This is a genomic window from Dehalobacter sp. DCM (assembly GCF_024972775.1).
Classification (GTDB): Bacteria; Bacillota; Desulfitobacteriia; order Desulfitobacteriales; family Syntrophobotulaceae; genus Dehalobacter.
In genome coordinates this window covers 962,960-978,702 of record NZ_CP092282.1, presented here as the reverse complement: position 1 = coordinate 978,702, position 15,743 = coordinate 962,960, and the positions used below count along the sequence as shown (strand labels likewise).

Here is a 15,743-nt window from a genome sequence, read left to right as displayed (position 1 = left end):
GATTATTACCATATAATGGTATATATCATTTCTTATCCTATAAACCAAAAAGGTGATTTTCATGATTCTGGAAATCTTATTCGCCTTGAGTCTCCGCTTTTTCTTTTTCGATTTTGTCCTTTTTAAACGAATACGCAACTATCTCAAGGGAAAGGGGTATTTCTTCCGCAAATTATTTGGATGTCCGTTTTGCCAAGGCTTCTGGTGTGGTTTAGGCATCTTTCTTCTTCACCGTACCATTCATTTCAGTTGGTCATGGCTGCTTGACTTTTTAGCTTTTGGTTTTATATGTGCCTATCTCAGTCTGATCCTGGCTGTAACGATACATCCGTTACTCCAAAAATACGAGCGGGATTCCGGAATTCCCCTAAAGTAATTTGAACTGAAACTTTAAAGCAAATGAAACACAGTAAGACCCAAGTCTTTCACGGATTGGGTCTTACTGTGTTTCATTTGCGAATTATTATAATGTTTTACCTGCTACCGGATGTCTATGCGAAGAAAAATTATCCAAATCCTTTTTCAATCAATTGGTTTTTTTGCTCTCTGCTCAATTGCTTGATACGGTATTCCCTCTGACATGCTTCTGATTTAGAAGCAGCCTGCTCCAGATATTTTAGAACAACAGGGTACCGGGAACGCGTATATTTTGCGCCTTTGCCCTGGTTATGTTTTTGGAGTCTGTCTGCTATATCGACGGTCCAACCGGTATAAAGTGTTCCGTCTTTACATTCAACGATATAGACATAAAACATGTCTTTAATCCGTGTCGGTCAGTTGACCCAAATCAAACGGCGTTTGTTGATATACATAATAGTTCAGCCAGTTCAAGAAGAGAAGATTAGCATGGCCTCTCCACGTGACGATCGGTGTCTTTTTAGGATCATTATCAGGAAAATAATTGACCGGCACCGCAATATCCAATCCTTTGTTGATATCCCGGTCGTACTCGGTCTTTAATGTCAATGCATCATACTCAGGGTGTCCGGTAATAAAAAGGTGTCTGCCATGTTTTCCGGCTACCATGTAGACCCCAGCCTGATCTGACATGGCCAATACCTCCAGCTCAGGATGCTTCTGGATATCCTCGATCCGTACTTCTGTATGTCGGGAATGCGGCGCATTAAATATCTCGTCAAATCCCCTCAGGAATCGATTGTTCGTGTTATTGGTGATCCGGTGTTGAAATATACCAAACATTTTACTGCCAAGCGGATACTTAGGAATGCCATAATGGTAGTATAAACCCGCTTGGGCACCCCAGCAGACATGCAGCGTAGAATAGACGTTCGTCAAACTCCACTTCATGATTTGTTTGAGTTCTTCCCAATAATCCACTTCTTCAAATTCAAGATTTTCCACCGGAGCGCCGGTAATAATCAGACCATCAAACCGTTGGCCCTTAACTTCGTCAAACGAGCTATAAAAACGGCTTAAATGCTCTTCGGATGTATTTGCCGGTTTATGTGTCCAGGTATACAACAGAGTAATCTCTATTTGCAACGGAGAATTACTCATCAGCCGCAGATATTGCGTTTCTGTGACTATCTTTGTCGGCATGATATTGAGCAAAGCTATCTTTAATGGGCGAATATCCTGATGAACAGCCCGATCTTCTCCCATAATAAATATATTCTCATTTTCCAGTATTTCTTTGGCCGGCAGATCATCCGGAATTTTTATCGGCATAATGCGTCCCTCCTTGCTGCGCTGTCATTCATCAAATTAGTATAATCTATTTCCGACGATATTGCCAGCCCCTAATCAGCTTGTTCATTTTATTCCTTTCCATTCCAGCAGTATTAGGTAGCGTTAGGACAGACGATTCTTAAAATCTTCATAACCAAAGCTGCGTACTAATTCTATTGCGCCATCTGTTTTGAGCAGAAGGATATCCGGCAAACGGATCCCGTTAAAAGTATTATTTTTTACCATGGAGTAAATCGCCATATCACAAAAAACAAGACGATCACCCGGATGGAGCGGTGCATCAAACGAATAATCGCCGATAATATCCCCGGCGAGACAGGTTGGTCCGCCAAAACGGTAAGTGTATTTTTTTTCATTGTGCTTGCCCGCACCGATAATATTCGGACGATACGGCACCTCCAACACATCCGGCATATGACAAGCTGCGGATGCATCCAGTATGGCAATATCCATACCGTTATGCAGAGTATCTAATACGGAAGATACTAAAAACCCTGCATTTAAGGCAATAGCCTCCCCCGGTTCCAGATACACCTCCACATCGTAAACCACCTGCAAATGCTTGATCGTTCGTATCAACAGTTCAATGTCATAGTCTTCACGGGTTATATGATGACCACCGCCAAGATTCAGATATTTCATTGTGTGCAGATACTTTCCGAATGTCTTTTCCATAGCGTCAACTGTCACTGCCAGTGCGTCTGCATTTTGTTCGCAAAGCGTATGCAGATGAAGTCCTGCCAGGCCCTCCAGCTGATCCGGTTCAAAATTGGCCGCTGTGACACCCAGTCTTGAATACTGACCGCAAGGATCATACATCCCATGGCCCTCCTGGGTCGAACACTCCGGATTGACACGGAGACTGCACTCTTTTCCCGCTGCGAGAGCCCGTTGGCCAAACTTTTTCCACTGAGCAAAACTATTAAAGACAATATGATCGGCAACAGCTAAAATTTCTTCAAATTCATCCTCCCGGTAAGCCGGACTGAAAATGTGCACTTCTTTACCAAATTGTTCCCGCCCAAGTCTCGCCTCATAGAGTCCGCTGGCGGTCGTCCCGTATAGGTACCTGGATATCAGCGGATATACCCGAAACATTGAAAATGCTTTTTGTGCGAGCAGAACTTTGGCCCCGCTTCGTTCCTGGACACTTTTCAATATCTCAAGGTTTTTTATCAGGAGGTTTTCATCAATCACATAACTGGGAGTCGGAATCTTATCAATAAAGTCCATTTTATCAATCATTCTGTACATCCGATCATTGAAGTTTTTTAGCACGATCACAATCTAACTCAGCGAAAACGTGATACTTTAGGGTACCAATACTGGGGCAAAGTCTTCTTCCCAAGGCAAGCCCCATTTGTTCAGCGCCGCCATGAATGGATCGGGATCGAATTCTTCCATATTATAGACACCGGGTTTTTGCCATGTCCCGTTCATTACCAGCATGGCACCAATCATTGCCGGAACACCCGTTGTATAGCTGATAGCCTGACTGCCGACTTCGCGATAGCACTCCTCATGATCGCAGATATTATAAAGATAGTATGTCTTCGCCTTCCCGTCTTTGATTCCTTTGAAAATACAGCCGATATTGGTCTTACCTTTCGTCCGCGGCCCGAGGGAGGCCGGGTCAGGCAGTACGGCCTTGAGGAATTGAAGCGGGATAATTTCCATACCGTTATATAGGATAGGTTCAATACTCGTCATGCCAACATTCTCCAGACATTTGAGATGGGTCAGATAACTTTGCCCAAAGGTCATGAAGAAGCGGATCCGTTTAATGCCCTTGATGTTCAACGCAAGGCTTTCGATCTCCTCATGATGCAGCAAATACATATCCTTTTTTCCGACACCCTTAAAATCATACTCGCGTTTGATGGCCATCGGTTCCGTGACGACCCATTGGCCGTTTTCCCAATACATTCCGTTAGCCGTCACTTCACGGATATTAATTTCCGGATTAAAATTGGTTGCAAACGGATAGCCGTGGTCACCGCCGTTGCAGTCAAGAATGTCGATCTCATGAATCTCATCGAAATGATGTTTCAGGGCATAGGCACTGAATACGCTGGTCACACCCGGATCAAAGCCGGAACCAAGCAGCGCGGTAATTCCTGCTTCTTTAAACTTTTCCCGATACGCCCACTGCCATTTATATTCAAAATGAGCGGTATCTTCCGGCTCATAGTTTGCCGTATCGATATAGTGCGTCTTCGTCGCCAGGCAGGCATCCATGATATGCAGATCCTGATAGGGAAGTGCCAAATTGAGAACGACATCGGGTTTCTCTTTATTAATTAAAGCGATTAATTCTTCGACGTTATCCGCATCGACCTGTGCGGTCGTAATTTTTGTTTTGCCACCGCCCAGTTTTTCAGCCAGGGCATCACATTTTGATATTGTCCTGCTGGCGATGCACAGCTCGCTAAAGATCTCATGGTTTTGACAGATCTTATGGATAGCAACCCCAGCGACCCCGCCGCAACCAATGACTAATACTTTTCCCATAATAGTTTCCTCCAATCGTATAATTTCTGAAATGGTCGCTCCTACACCATCCGTGGTGTTCGCGACAGTTGCCCCTCCATGGGCAGATCGCTCCTACACCATCCGTGGTGTTCGCGACAGTTTCCCATCCGTGGGCAGAAAAAAAACTTAGGCTGCAACTGTAGTGTATACAGTTACAATCACACCTAAGCGCAACGATCAAGAAAAACTTTTATTTGGCTTCACATCCGCTGGAAACACGTACTGGTCATGGATGCAAAGTTATTTATTCTGCTTTCGAGGTTTCAGAGTCTATATAGCAAGGAATTACTTTTACTACTCTTATTGACCGTTTCACAAGTGTGATGTTGGCTCAATCAATAAGGCAACAAAGTTGCCATTTTCGGCTTTTGACCCGGCTGTCCGTATGGCCTTGGTCCCCTGTGTTCCCCACAGAAAACGGTCAAAAATTCTTTGCTGAAAAGGCTCCATGCCTCTTTTCGCAAGTGAAATTATATCCGATATTCTATTATTTTTCAATACTTTTCGCAAATTATTCTATTGCAGAACGGATAATTCCCCCGCCTAAGACATGTTCACCGTCATAAAAGACGGCTGCCTGCCCCGGCGTTACTGCCCGCTGACATTCCTGAAAAGCCACTTCAATTTCACCTTCAAGCTTCGGTAAAAGGACTGCCGGAACTTTCGGGGCATTATAACGGATCTTGACTTGGATTTCTTGAGTCTGCTCAGGAATCTCACCGGAAATAAAATGAGCCTCTTCCAGAATGAGACCTGAACTAAAGAGTTCTTCTCTCCTTCCGACTTGAATCGTATTGTTATCAGCATCTATTTTGGTTACATAGACAGGGTACCCCAGCGCCAGACCGAGCCCTTTATGCTGACCGACGGTATAGCGGTAGATCCCTTTATGCCGGCCCAGAACATTACCCTGAGTGTCGATAATTTTCCCCAAACTTCTGTCGTCTTTGAGCTGACGGTATTCCTTGATAAAATCACCGGCTGTTCCCTCCACAAAACAGATGTCCTGGCTCTCGGCTTTATGTGCCACAGGCAATCCTTCTTCGGCAGCGATTTCCCTAATCTCCGCTTTACGGTATGTCCCCAGCGGGAAGAGCGTTTGGGCAAGCTGTTCCTGAGTCAGGTTATACAGCGCATAGCTTTGATCTTTCGAAGGATCGATTCCCGTTTTTAAAAGCCAGCGTTTTGCCTGAGGGTCATAGTCATTCCGGACATAGTGTCCCGTCGCAATAAAATCAGCGCCCAGACCCCGGGCTTTATTCAGCAGTGAGTCAAATTTTAAGTATTTATTGCAGTCAACGCAGGGATTGGGTGTTCTGCCGCGGAGATATTCCGTGCAGAAACGATCAATGACCTTTTCCGCAAATTCCTGCCGGAAGTTCATGACGTAATAGGGAATGTCCAGTTTCGCCGCAACCTGACGGGCATCATCCACTGCCTCCAAACTACAGCAGGCTTTTGCTTTATCCTCCGGCTGCGGCCAAATCTGCATCGTGATACCGATAACATCATATCCTTTTCTTTTCAAAAGCAGGGCGGCAACGGAACTATCGACGCCACCGCTCATTGCAACTACCACAGACTTGCTCATTAAATATCTCCCGTTGTTAACTTAATTATCAATCTTACCAAATGCCTGCTCAAGGTCGGCAATAATATCTTCGCCATCTTCAATTCCAATGGATAAACGGATCATATCCGGGGTCACCCCGGCAGCCCGCTGTTCCTCTTCCGAAAGCTGGGCATGGGTCGTACTGGCGGGGTGAATCACCAGGGATTTTGCATCGGCGACATTGGCGAGCAGGGAGAAGAGCTCCAGATTATTAATAAATTTAATCCCTGCTTCCGCACCGCCTTTGATGCCAAATGTGAAAATTGAACCCGGTCCTTGGGGAAAATATTTCAATGCCAGATCAAAGTATTGATTACCCTTTAATCCGGGGTAATTGACCCAGGAGACCTTCGGGTGATCCTGCAAATATCTGGCGACTTTCCAGGCATTCTCCACATGTTGTTTGACCCTTAGTGACAATGTTTCCAAACCCTGAATAAAGAGAAAGGAGTTAAACGGACTTAAAGCTGCACCGGTATCTCTTAAAAGCTGGACACGGGCTTTGAGGATGAAAGCCGGAGCTCCGAGGGATGCATAAACCAATCCATGATAGCTCGGATCAGGCTCTGTGAACCCCGGGAACTTCCCGCTGGCTGCCCAGTCAAATTTTCCGCTGTCAATAATCAACCCACCGATTGACGTACCATGCCCGCCGATAAACTTCGTTGCAGAATGAACAACGATATCTGCTCCAAACGCGATAGGCCTTAATAAATACGGTGTGGCAAACGTATTGTCAATAATTAATGGAATCCCGTTCTGATGAGCGATAGTGGCAACCTTCGCGATATCAATAAGATTAATACCGGGATTGCCGATGGATTCGATATAAATCGCTTTTGTCTTCTCTGTGATCGCTTCCTGGAAATTCGCTGGGTCATCCGGATCGACGAAATGAGTTTTGATTCCCAGCTTCGGCAGCGTGGCCGAGAATAAGTTATATGTTCCCCCGTAGAGTGTGCTGGCCGATACGATCTCATCGCCCGCACCGGCTATATTAAGAATGGCATAGGTGATAGCAGCAGAACCGGAAGCAACGGCAAGAGCACCTACACCGCCTTCTAAAGCAGCAATCCGATTCTCCAGGACATCCGTCGTCGGATTCATGATCCGAGTATAGATATTGCCCGGTTCTGCCAGGGAAAATAAATCCGCGCCATGTTTGGCATCTCTGAATACGTAGGATGTTGTCTGATAAATCGGGACGGCTCGGGATCCGGTCGTCGGATCAGAAACCTGACCGGCATGGACCTGCAAGGTATCAAATTTCCAGTTCTCTTTGCTCATAGTAACACACCTCTTGCTTTGTATATTTTTTTATGACGCAGCTATCACCAACCGGGTTACTGCATCCGTTCATTCGCAGTATATATAAATTAACTCTCCTGAAATAAAGCCGTACTCAGATAGCGTTCACCTGTATCCGGCAGGATGACAACAATCAATTTCCCTTCATTCTCCGGACGTTTTGCCACTTCCAAGGCGGCGTACGCTGCCGCACCGGATGAAATGCCCACTAAAATACCTTCTTCCCGTGTCAGCTTACGACCGGTATCAAAAGCCTGTTCGTTCGTTACCTTAAAAATTTCATCCACAATACCTGGATTAAGAACTTGAGGGACAAACCCCGCACCAATACCCTGTATCTTATGCGGTCCCGGTTTACCGCCAGAAAGAACCGGTGAATCATAGGGCTCGACGGCAATTACTTTAACGTCAGGCTTTCTGGATTTAAGGACCTCACCCACTCCCGTAATCGTTCCGCCGGTGCCAACACCGCCGATAATAATATCAACCAGACCGTCGGTATCGTTCCAAATCTCTTCCGCTGTTGTTTTACGGTGAATTTCCGGATTGGCTGAATTTTCAAACTGCTGAGGAATAAAGGAATTAGGCGTTTGTTCAGCGAGTTCTAATGCCTTTTGAATGGCGCCCTTCATGCCTTCGGCACCCGGTGTTAATACAAGCTCCGCGCCGTATGCCTTTAACAGACTGCGCCTTTCGATGCTCATTGTATCCGGCATCGTGAGAATCAAACGATAACCTCTGGCCGCTGTGACAAACGCTAGCCCTATCCCGGTATTGCCACTGGTCGGTTCAATAATAACTGTTTCCTTATTAAGCAGACCATTATCTTCCGCCGTTTTGATCATATTTAAGGCGATACGGTCCTTAACACTGCCGCCAGGATTAAATGACTCCAATTTAGCCACAATACTCGCCTTTGTACCCGCGGTTACTTTCTTTAATCGAACTAATGGGGTCCCTCCAATTAGGTCCGTGAGTTCCTCAAAAATTCTGCCCATTAACGGTTCCTCCTTGCTATCAATAATTAAACGTATATATAATATATAATAGATAATATATAATGTCTATAGTTTTAGTAGTGTTTAAAGTTATGAGCGTTATCCTAGTGATGATTTGATAATTTGTCAATACTATTAACAGTTTTTTTTATATTATGCGTCTTCGTGCCAGACAATTGACCGGTGATGTTCGTGTTATTCGAGAGTCTGTCAATGATTGACTACCTCATGTTGTCCGAGTATGGTATATTGAAACTATCGATTTTAGGGACTTAAAATGCCATTGCATAGCAGAAGGTGCTGATTAAGACCTTTACACTTTATAGGAATTTATGAAAGAAGGATTGGCGTGAAGTTATCAACAAAAGGAAGATATGGTCTTCGAGCAATTTTGGATGTGTCGCTGAACCAGCATACCGGGCCGGTAACCATTAGCAGTATTTCTAAACGACAGAATTTATCTGAACGTTATTTAGAGCAGCTGCTTATTACTCTGAAACAAAACGGCTTAATCAAAAGTATCCGTGGATTTCAAGGTGGCTATATATTAGGGAAAGATCCTGAAAATATCACTGTGGGTGATGTCATCAGGGCTTTAGAGGGACCGATCTCCCCCGTTGATTGTGTTAACGACGCCCACGATACGGGGTGCTCCCGTGCCGAGTTTTGTGTCACGAAAAGGGTATGGGAAGAGCTTAAAAATGCGATGGTTAACGTACTGGATTCATATACTTTGGCCAGTCTGATGGAAGAATACAACAAAATGAGCTGTAATTCCTTTGATCATTATTCTATTTGATAGAGGTAAAAAAAGGGCTATTGTCCATGAACCTTTACGTTCGTGGTACAACGCCCCTTTTGAAATCTGGTTTATTTTGTTAACGATAACTTTTTATGTTTCGAGTTTCAGTTCATTTGTCAATTCGCCTTTATCTTTATGTGCCTCGTGTTCTTTAAAGATCAGGTCTGGATTCTTAATGATGACCCGTGTTCCGGACGGAACAGACCGCGTAATAAAGACATTGCTGCCTATGACCGCCCCCTTACCAATGACCGTTTCGCCGCCGAATATGGAAGCACCTGAATAAACGGTTACATCATCCTCTAACGTGGGATGGCGTTTATGGTTTCTCAGACTTTGACCGCCGCGTGTAGACAGCGCGCCCAGCGTTACACCCTGATAAATTTTGACGTTATCACCTATGATCGTTGTCTGTCCAATAACAACGCCAGTACCGTGATCGATAAAGAAATACTTGCCAATTTCAGCACCTGCATGGATATCGATCCCGGTTTCATTATGGGCATATTCGGTCATGATCCGGGGTATAAGCGGTACGTTGAGCAAATATAATTCATGTGCCATCCGATAAATGCTGATAGCTAACAGTCCGGGATAGGCAAAGATAATAATTGCCTTGTCATCGGCAGCAGGGTCTCCATCATAAGCGGCCTGCACATCTGTCGCTAAATATTCTCTTATTTCCGGGATCTTGCTTAAAAACTGCCAACTGATATCTTCTGCCTGTGTTTTTACATCCACGTTATCCCAGGATTCCTTGGTATGAAGCGCGTAACGAAGGGCATACATTATCTGTTGGGTCAGCTTTTCATTAATCTCAATCAAGAGATTGGCAATGTGATAGTCCAGAGTATTATCCGTTAAGTTCTGCTTGCCAAAATATCCAGGAAATAATAATTCACGCAAGAGACGGATAATTTCAATAATTGCATCCCGGCTGGGAAGCTGACAGGTGATCTTTGTATAAGAATTGGGCTGTTCCTGGTAACTGGAAGCGATATGTGAAATCAGCTGAGTCATTTGCTCCTGTTTTTTAACCATCTTGTTCCCCCTCGGAATGAGTTATGGTTTCTAAGGTATTGTAACAAAGTAAGATAACCTAAGTCAATTTCGCACCAAATTGGTACGTTCACGTTGCTTCTTCTAAATATCATGCCGCTTATTGGTTTCAGGCATATTTAGGATATAATTGCGGATCATGTCTAAAACATGCAATACCGCCGAATGACGTTTTCGGTTCACATCCCCGAACAAATGACGTTCAATCACTGCCGGGTTATCCTTATTTCTGGAAGCAAGAGCTATATATACAGTATCTGTTTGCTCCAAACCGTTGTTTTCAGCTTCCCCAATGCTGCCAATAACTGCAACCCCAAGATCTGTGTCAAAGAACTCCCTAATGGTTTGGGCTTGATTAATCGCACTGTCCTGGTCAATCGATCCACTATGATCCACCGTCATACTATGAAATCGGCCTTTGGGTATTTCGGGTATCATGCATAGGTTTGAAGCGAGTGTACCCCCGGCTACCGTCTCCGCAATGGCTAGGGATAAATTATTATCCTGGAGTAGTCTGCCAACGACTTCCTCTATACTCTCAAAGCCTGTGGAATAAATTGCATTGCCTACTCTTTCCCGAATTATCGCCTCGAGTGGTGCGATTAAGTCAGTGGTGTCATCTTTAGGCAGTCTTGCCGTAAGTCTAACCGTCACTTCGCCTTCTTTTGCGTAGGTCGCGATGGTTGGATTGGTCTGACCATCGATAAGATCCATTAACTGCGTCTCAAGATAGGATTCGCCAATCCCCACTATATTCAGGTATTTGGAAACAATCCTGTACCCGGATTTTCCCTCCAAATAAGGTACAACGCTTTGTTCGAACATCGGTTTCATCTCAGAAGGCGGACCTGGCAGCATGATCAATACCTTATTATCTTTTTCGATAATGCACCCCGGTGCTGTCCCATGATCATTATTGATAACCATACTGCCTTCAGGAAGATAAGCCTGTTTCAGATTCGCATCCGTCATCGTCCATCCGGTTCTTTGAAATATATCGGTGATTCGCTGACGGCTGGGTTCGTGCAATACCAGTTTTCTTCCAACGATGTCAGTCACCGTTTCTTTCGTTAAATCATCCTGAGTCGGCCCCAGTCCTCCGGTCATAATAACACTGTCTGAACGATTCAGTGCAATTTGCAGACATGCCCGAAGGCGTTCCGGGTTATCCCCGACGACGCTATGATAAAAGACATTGATCCCAATATCCTGTAATCGCCCGGAGATATACTGCGCATTGGTATTGGCGATTTGCCCCATCAAGAGTTCCGTGCCAACTGCTAAAATTTCCGCATCCAAACTGATCCATCCCTTCCCTCACAATCTATTTGCATGTCGTCTCAGATCACGTATCAGCCAGAATTCCTTCATTCATACTGCCGCTGCGATATCCCTTCAGGTCAAGGGCCGTGTATTGGAATCCGAATTTGGCAAAGGCAGCATAGATGGCGTTTGCCATCTGCTTCTCAACAATCCGTGGATTTTCCTCAGGCAAAACCTCGATCCGTGCCAGATCGCCATGGCACCTTACTCTGACTTGTTTAAATCCAAGCGTGACCAGGTACTGTTCGGCAAGGTCAATTCGCGTTAGTTTTTCTTTTGTTATTGCTTCACCATAAGGAATGCGTGATGAGAGACAGGCAAAAGATGGTTTATCCCAGGTCGCCAGTCCCATGGCCTTAGATAGCTGCCTTATTTCTTCTTTCGTCAAGCCTGCTTTGAGCAACGGACTTTGGATCCCCAATTCAAGCAAAGCCTTTCTTCCCGGCCGATAATCGTTGAGATCATCCTTGTTTGAACCTTCCACAACATACGGAATACCCATTTCTGAAGCTATTTGAAAGATCTTTTCAAACAGCTGTTTCTTACAAAGATAACAACGATTTGGCGGATTATTGACAAAGAGCGGATCATCAAGTTCTTCAGAATCAATTATTTGTTGTTGGATTCCATTCTGCCGGCAAAAACCGATAGCCTCGTTTAATTCTCTCTCTGGGAAAGTCGAGGATCTGGCGGTGATGGCCATAACGTTATTTCCCAGTATATCGTAGGCTATTTTCAATAAAAAAGTGCTGTCTACTCCGCCAGAAAAAGCAACAATGACATACTTCATTTGGTTCAAATCCTGTCGCAGCAGGTCCAGTTTAATATTCATATCCATGGGCCATACCCTCTCATTCTGCGGTCAACACATATACTATATCACAAAATATCTCGGCTTAATACTCAGCCTATCCGATATCATTCGATATCACTTACCGCAGCCGGACGCATATAGAAAAGAGCCCATTATCATGTGGGCTCTTGCGGAGAGTTTACCGTCTTCCCCGGGACTAAATTATGCAGCCTTCTTTACAATGAGCGGTTTCGCGCAGCATCCAGTGTTTTGTGAACATGGGCATACACCTCCTTTCATTGAGAAAATATCGAGGCTATTTATCGTATTCACCACCGTTTCCATTGAGAACATTTTTTAGAATAAATGCCCTGCGAATTCAAATACTAAGATAACCAATACGCATCGTAAGGAGATTAAGAAAGATGATGAAATATCATATCGAAAATTCAATGGGAATCAACCAAACTGTTCTGCGTAACATGATTTTCAGCAAGACTCTGACAGCATCCGAGGCCGGTGTATATTCCCTCTTGAATCTTGCGGGTGCTGAAGTGGACTTCAAGAACCACCTGCTGGATTCTATGGAGCAGATTTCTGCGTGGCTTCGAAATTTAAAAGAACATGGTTATATAGACGTTGATGACCAGAATAAAACAATTACGATCCTGCAATAACGTCGTTGCTACCATAAAATCGCAGTCAAAGTCTAAGTGTTTTTTGTAGTCACGCCAATAATACTGCCAGTAAAAAAGGAGTCCGCACTATGTCTAATTCCAAAGATATCGAATTAAAGAATAGCGTCGAAGCAGCGATTGAAAAAGATGAAGAGCTTGGTAACCGCTACGCTATCCATGTTGACGTTATTGAAGAAGAAGTTCAGCTATTAGGAGTTGTTGATACCCTTTCGGAAAAGGAACGATTAGAACGGTTCGTCAAGAATATACCCGGCGTTGTCCATGTGAGTAACGGCCTGACGATATCTACCGATGGCCTGATCACCGACAGAGGTGTTGAGTTTGAAGTGGCTGAAGAACTTCAGGCAGATCCCCGCGTCGATACAAAGCATATTGGGGCTAAAAGCTACCACGGCAGCGTTCATTTAGTTGGTCGTTCTGACGACAAAGATGAAATCAAAGCTGCAGCCAATGCTGCTTCCAGAGCAAGAGGTGTTAAACGCGTCATTTCCGAAGTACACCCCGTTAGCCATGATCGGGAAAAGGACGTCTTTCATAGCCAGGTTCGAAACGACGGCGATTAGTCTTATTGTGGTGTAACCTCATGATAATTTGCCGCGATGAGACCGTTTATGACTTCCCCAGCCATGATAAGACCCGCCACTGAAGGTACATAGGATATACTGCCAGGAATTTGACGTTTCACGGCGCAGTGGGCATCACCGCTGGGACAGATGCAATCGGATGCACAGCTGTTTTCCTGTACCAGCGGTTTTAGCGCCGGTTCCGGTGAGAAGACAACTCTAAATCCCGTCGTAATTCCTTCCTCCCGCAGAAGTTTCCGTACGGATTTTGCTAAAGGACAGCCGCTTGTCTTCGAGATATCGGCAACACGAAAGCTCAGGGCATCAAGTCTATTACCCGCTCCCATACAGGAAATGAGGGGTATCCCCCTCTGGCAGCATTCTTTGGCCAAGCTCACTTTGCTTTTTACCGTATCAATGGCATCCACCACATAGTCCGGCTTTTCTGCAAAGAAACCCGCTCCACCTTCCTCCTGATAAAAGGACTGGACGGTCTCTATTTTTGCTTTTGGATTTATATCCAACATCCTTTGCTTCATCACCTCAACCTTAGACTTGCCAATTGTGGAATGGAGAGCGTGAAGCTGCCGGTTAATGTTGGTTAAGCATATTTCATCAAAATCCACAAGCTTAAAATGGCCTACACCCGCTCTGACTAAAGCTTCGGCTGTATATGAACCAACCCCGCCCAGACCAAAGATGATGATTTTACTGTTCTGTAGTTTTAACAGACCTTCTTGTCCGATTAACAGTTCTGTCCGGGAAAACTGATTCTGCATAGTTAAGTCCCCTCATATTCCTGTGTTATTTCATCGCTGTCGATCATCCCATCCATTCTATCCATAGGATTGATGATTTTGTGCGTTATTATTAGTGTTAAGGCTTATTCGATATTATTAAAATCCTTTACGACGGTAATATTGCTTCGAATCAACCCCCTATCAGGGGCGTCTACGCAAAATAAAATCCCTTTTGAATCACTTCGAGGCAGGCCTCGACAGCATCCGGATCATACATTATCCCTTTATTTTTTTTAATTTCATTAAGTGCAAATTCCATACCGAAAGCCTGACGATAGGGTCGATGGGATGACATAGCCTCCACCACATCTGCTACGCTGAGTACGCGGGCTTCCTGGATGATTTCATTTCCTTTCAATCCTCGGGGATACCCGCTGCCATCCATTCGCTCGTGATGCTGGAGCACGATCTCCGCCACGGGCCATGGAAACTCAATCTCTTTCAATATGTCATATCCCGTTTCGGAATGATCTTTGATCAGATGATATTCATAAACGTTAATTTTACCGGGTTTACTGAGAATTTCCAGAGGAACAGCAATTTTTCCTATGTCATGAACCAGTCCTGCAACCACGATTCCTGCCACTTGCTCATCAGATAAGCCCATTAATTTGGCTATTTCTTCGCCAAGCCTGCTCACTCTTTGCTGGTGACCGGAAGTATATGGATCGCGTTTTTCAACCGTTTTAGTAATCGCTTTAACCGTAGAATGGATGACTTTATCCAATCGTTTTACCGTTTGTAATAGTTCCGCTTCTGTCCGTTTCCGTTGATCGATATCCTGAACCATATGAAAAAACAGTCTTTTATTTTTCGCTACCATTCCTTCAATCGGGTAAATTGCTGAAGAAATCCAGCTTGTCATCGACGGTTCAAAATACTCAAATTCAATAGGTTTATTATGAGCAGCCGATGCTTCAAGCGGGCAAAAATGAACAGGCCCGTCACTTCCATGAATCACTTTGGGGCAATACTTACCAATAATATCTCTGAGTTCCACATTGAGCTTTTGCTCGACGGCTTTATTTGCCAGAACGATTTCATGGTCTTCGTTGACAATGATTACATAAAAAGGAAGAGAATCAATAAGGCTTTGCAAGTCCGGCATTGTCTTCATTTCCCATTGAGTGGAAAGAAGTACATTCATATTTGGCTCGAGTACCAAAAGGATTCCTCCCCCAATACACGTATTCGCCTGTATTATTTCTGTATAATCAGAAATATTCCTCTAGGTATTATTTTACAATTGTTTTCCTCTATCGGTATTGATTTCCTGAAGGAAACGTCATGATAACGCAGTGAATTTTGGATGAATATGGTTTATTTCCACGCTTCAATTCCCTTGACTTCATAGCCGGCATCTTCAATCGCCGCGGTGATCTGTTCATCAGGTATGTCACTGCTTGTTTGGATGACGGCATTCTTCCCAGCCAAATCCACCGCGACATCGGTAACCCCGGCAAGTTCGCTTAAGGCCTCTTTCACGTGATTTACACAATGGTTGCAGCTCATTCCTTCGATAACAATTTTCTTTTTCATCGTATT

General features: G+C 44.5%; 18 protein-coding genes. 4 read left to right on the top strand and 14 right to left on the bottom strand.

Going from position 1 to position 15,743, the window contains the following annotated elements:
- Positions 1 to 61: 61 nt before the first annotated feature.
- Positions 62 to 376 carry a hypothetical protein gene (locus LPY66_RS04825; RefSeq protein ID WP_337986966.1) on the top strand — a complete coding sequence of 105 codons (315 nt, stop codon included), beginning with the start codon at positions 62 to 64 and terminating at the stop codon, positions 374 to 376.
- A 130-nt stretch (positions 377 to 506) separates the two neighbouring features.
- On the opposite strand, the gene LPY66_RS04820 is transcribed toward LPY66_RS04825, so the two are convergent.
- From LPY66_RS04820 to cysK, 8 genes are all read right to left on the bottom strand, one after another.
- The gene (locus LPY66_RS04820; RefSeq protein ID WP_337986965.1) at positions 507 to 755 is read right to left on the bottom strand and encodes a GIY-YIG nuclease family protein; all 249 of its coding nucleotides are present in this window, start codon (positions 753 to 755) and stop codon (positions 507 to 509) included.
- A gap of 4 nt (positions 756 to 759) precedes the next feature.
- A complete protein-coding gene (metA, locus tag LPY66_RS04815; RefSeq protein WP_337986964.1) occupies positions 760 to 1,689 on the bottom strand; it encodes a homoserine O-acetyltransferase MetA in 930 nt (309 codons plus the stop codon).
- 123 nt (positions 1,690 to 1,812) lie between these two features.
- A complete protein-coding gene (gene nspC / locus LPY66_RS04810; protein ID WP_337986963.1) occupies positions 1,813 to 2,955 on the bottom strand; it encodes a carboxynorspermidine decarboxylase in 1,143 nt (380 codons plus the stop codon).
- Between the two features lie 66 nt (positions 2,956 to 3,021).
- Positions 3,022 to 4,221 (bottom strand): saccharopine dehydrogenase family protein, encoded by a 1,200-nt coding sequence (locus LPY66_RS04805; RefSeq protein ID WP_337986962.1) that lies wholly within the window; start codon positions 4,219 to 4,221, stop codon positions 3,022 to 3,024.
- Between the two features lie 333 nt (positions 4,222 to 4,554).
- Positions 4,555 to 4,692, bottom strand: coding sequence for a hypothetical protein (locus LPY66_RS04800; RefSeq protein WP_337986961.1), 138 nt, complete (start codon positions 4,690 to 4,692; stop codon positions 4,555 to 4,557).
- Between the two features lie 61 nt (positions 4,693 to 4,753).
- On the bottom strand, positions 4,754 to 5,833 hold the full coding sequence (gene mnmA / locus LPY66_RS04795) for a tRNA 2-thiouridine(34) synthase MnmA (RefSeq protein WP_337986960.1): 1,080 nt from the start codon (positions 5,831 to 5,833) through the stop codon (positions 4,754 to 4,756).
- Between the two features lie 21 nt (positions 5,834 to 5,854).
- Entirely contained in the window at positions 5,855 to 7,141 is a 1,287-nt protein-coding gene (locus LPY66_RS04790) for a homocysteine synthase (protein WP_337986959.1), read from the bottom strand.
- A gap of 89 nt (positions 7,142 to 7,230) precedes the next feature.
- Positions 7,231 to 8,160 (bottom strand): cysteine synthase A, encoded by a 930-nt coding sequence (cysK, locus tag LPY66_RS04785; RefSeq protein WP_337986958.1) that lies wholly within the window; start codon positions 8,158 to 8,160, stop codon positions 7,231 to 7,233.
- Between the two features lie 349 nt (positions 8,161 to 8,509).
- Here cysK and LPY66_RS04780 point away from each other — a divergent pair, with 349 nt between their 5' ends.
- Entirely contained in the window at positions 8,510 to 8,959 is a 450-nt protein-coding gene (locus tag LPY66_RS04780) for an RrF2 family transcriptional regulator (protein ID WP_337986957.1), read from the top strand.
- A 93-nt stretch (positions 8,960 to 9,052) separates the two neighbouring features.
- Here the strand turns inward: LPY66_RS04780 and LPY66_RS04775 are convergent, their stop codons facing one another.
- The 3 genes from LPY66_RS04775 to larE form a co-directional block, all read right to left on the bottom strand.
- The gene (locus LPY66_RS04775; protein WP_337986956.1) at positions 9,053 to 10,003 is read right to left on the bottom strand and encodes a serine O-acetyltransferase; all 951 of its coding nucleotides are present in this window, start codon (positions 10,001 to 10,003) and stop codon (positions 9,053 to 9,055) included.
- A 102-nt stretch (positions 10,004 to 10,105) separates the two neighbouring features.
- On the bottom strand, positions 10,106 to 11,320 hold the full coding sequence (locus LPY66_RS04770) for a competence/damage-inducible protein A (protein WP_337986955.1): 1,215 nt from the start codon (positions 11,318 to 11,320) through the stop codon (positions 10,106 to 10,108).
- A 46-nt stretch (positions 11,321 to 11,366) separates the two neighbouring features.
- Positions 11,367 to 12,182: an ATP-dependent sacrificial sulfur transferase LarE gene (larE, locus tag LPY66_RS04765; RefSeq protein ID WP_337986954.1), complete on the bottom strand. Its 816-nt coding sequence runs from the start codon at positions 12,180 to 12,182 to the stop codon at positions 11,367 to 11,369.
- A gap of 380 nt (positions 12,183 to 12,562) precedes the next feature.
- Here larE and LPY66_RS04760 point away from each other — a divergent pair, with 380 nt between their 5' ends.
- Both LPY66_RS04760 and LPY66_RS04755 read left to right on the top strand, forming a co-directional pair.
- Positions 12,563 to 12,814: a hypothetical protein gene (locus LPY66_RS04760; RefSeq protein WP_337986953.1), complete on the top strand. Its 252-nt coding sequence runs from the start codon at positions 12,563 to 12,565 to the stop codon at positions 12,812 to 12,814.
- 89 nt (positions 12,815 to 12,903) lie between these two features.
- Complete coding sequence (locus tag LPY66_RS04755; RefSeq protein ID WP_337986952.1) at positions 12,904 to 13,398, top strand: BON domain-containing protein; 495 nt, start codon at positions 12,904 to 12,906, stop codon at positions 13,396 to 13,398.
- Between the two features lie 2 nt (positions 13,399 to 13,400).
- Here LPY66_RS04755 and LPY66_RS04750 read toward each other — a convergent pair whose 3' ends face one another.
- From LPY66_RS04750 to LPY66_RS04740, 3 genes are all read right to left on the bottom strand, one after another.
- Entirely contained in the window at positions 13,401 to 14,177 is a 777-nt protein-coding gene (locus LPY66_RS04750) for a tRNA threonylcarbamoyladenosine dehydratase (protein ID WP_337986951.1), read from the bottom strand.
- Positions 14,178 to 14,349: 172 nt separating this feature from the next.
- Positions 14,350 to 15,345, bottom strand: a complete 996-nt coding sequence (locus tag LPY66_RS04745; protein WP_337986950.1) for an HD-GYP domain-containing protein — start codon at positions 15,343 to 15,345, stop codon at positions 14,350 to 14,352.
- 173 nt (positions 15,346 to 15,518) lie between these two features.
- The gene (locus tag LPY66_RS04740) at positions 15,519 to 15,737 is read right to left on the bottom strand and encodes a heavy-metal-associated domain-containing protein (RefSeq protein WP_337986949.1); all 219 of its coding nucleotides are present in this window, start codon (positions 15,735 to 15,737) and stop codon (positions 15,519 to 15,521) included.
- Positions 15,738 to 15,743: the final 6 nt, after the last annotated feature.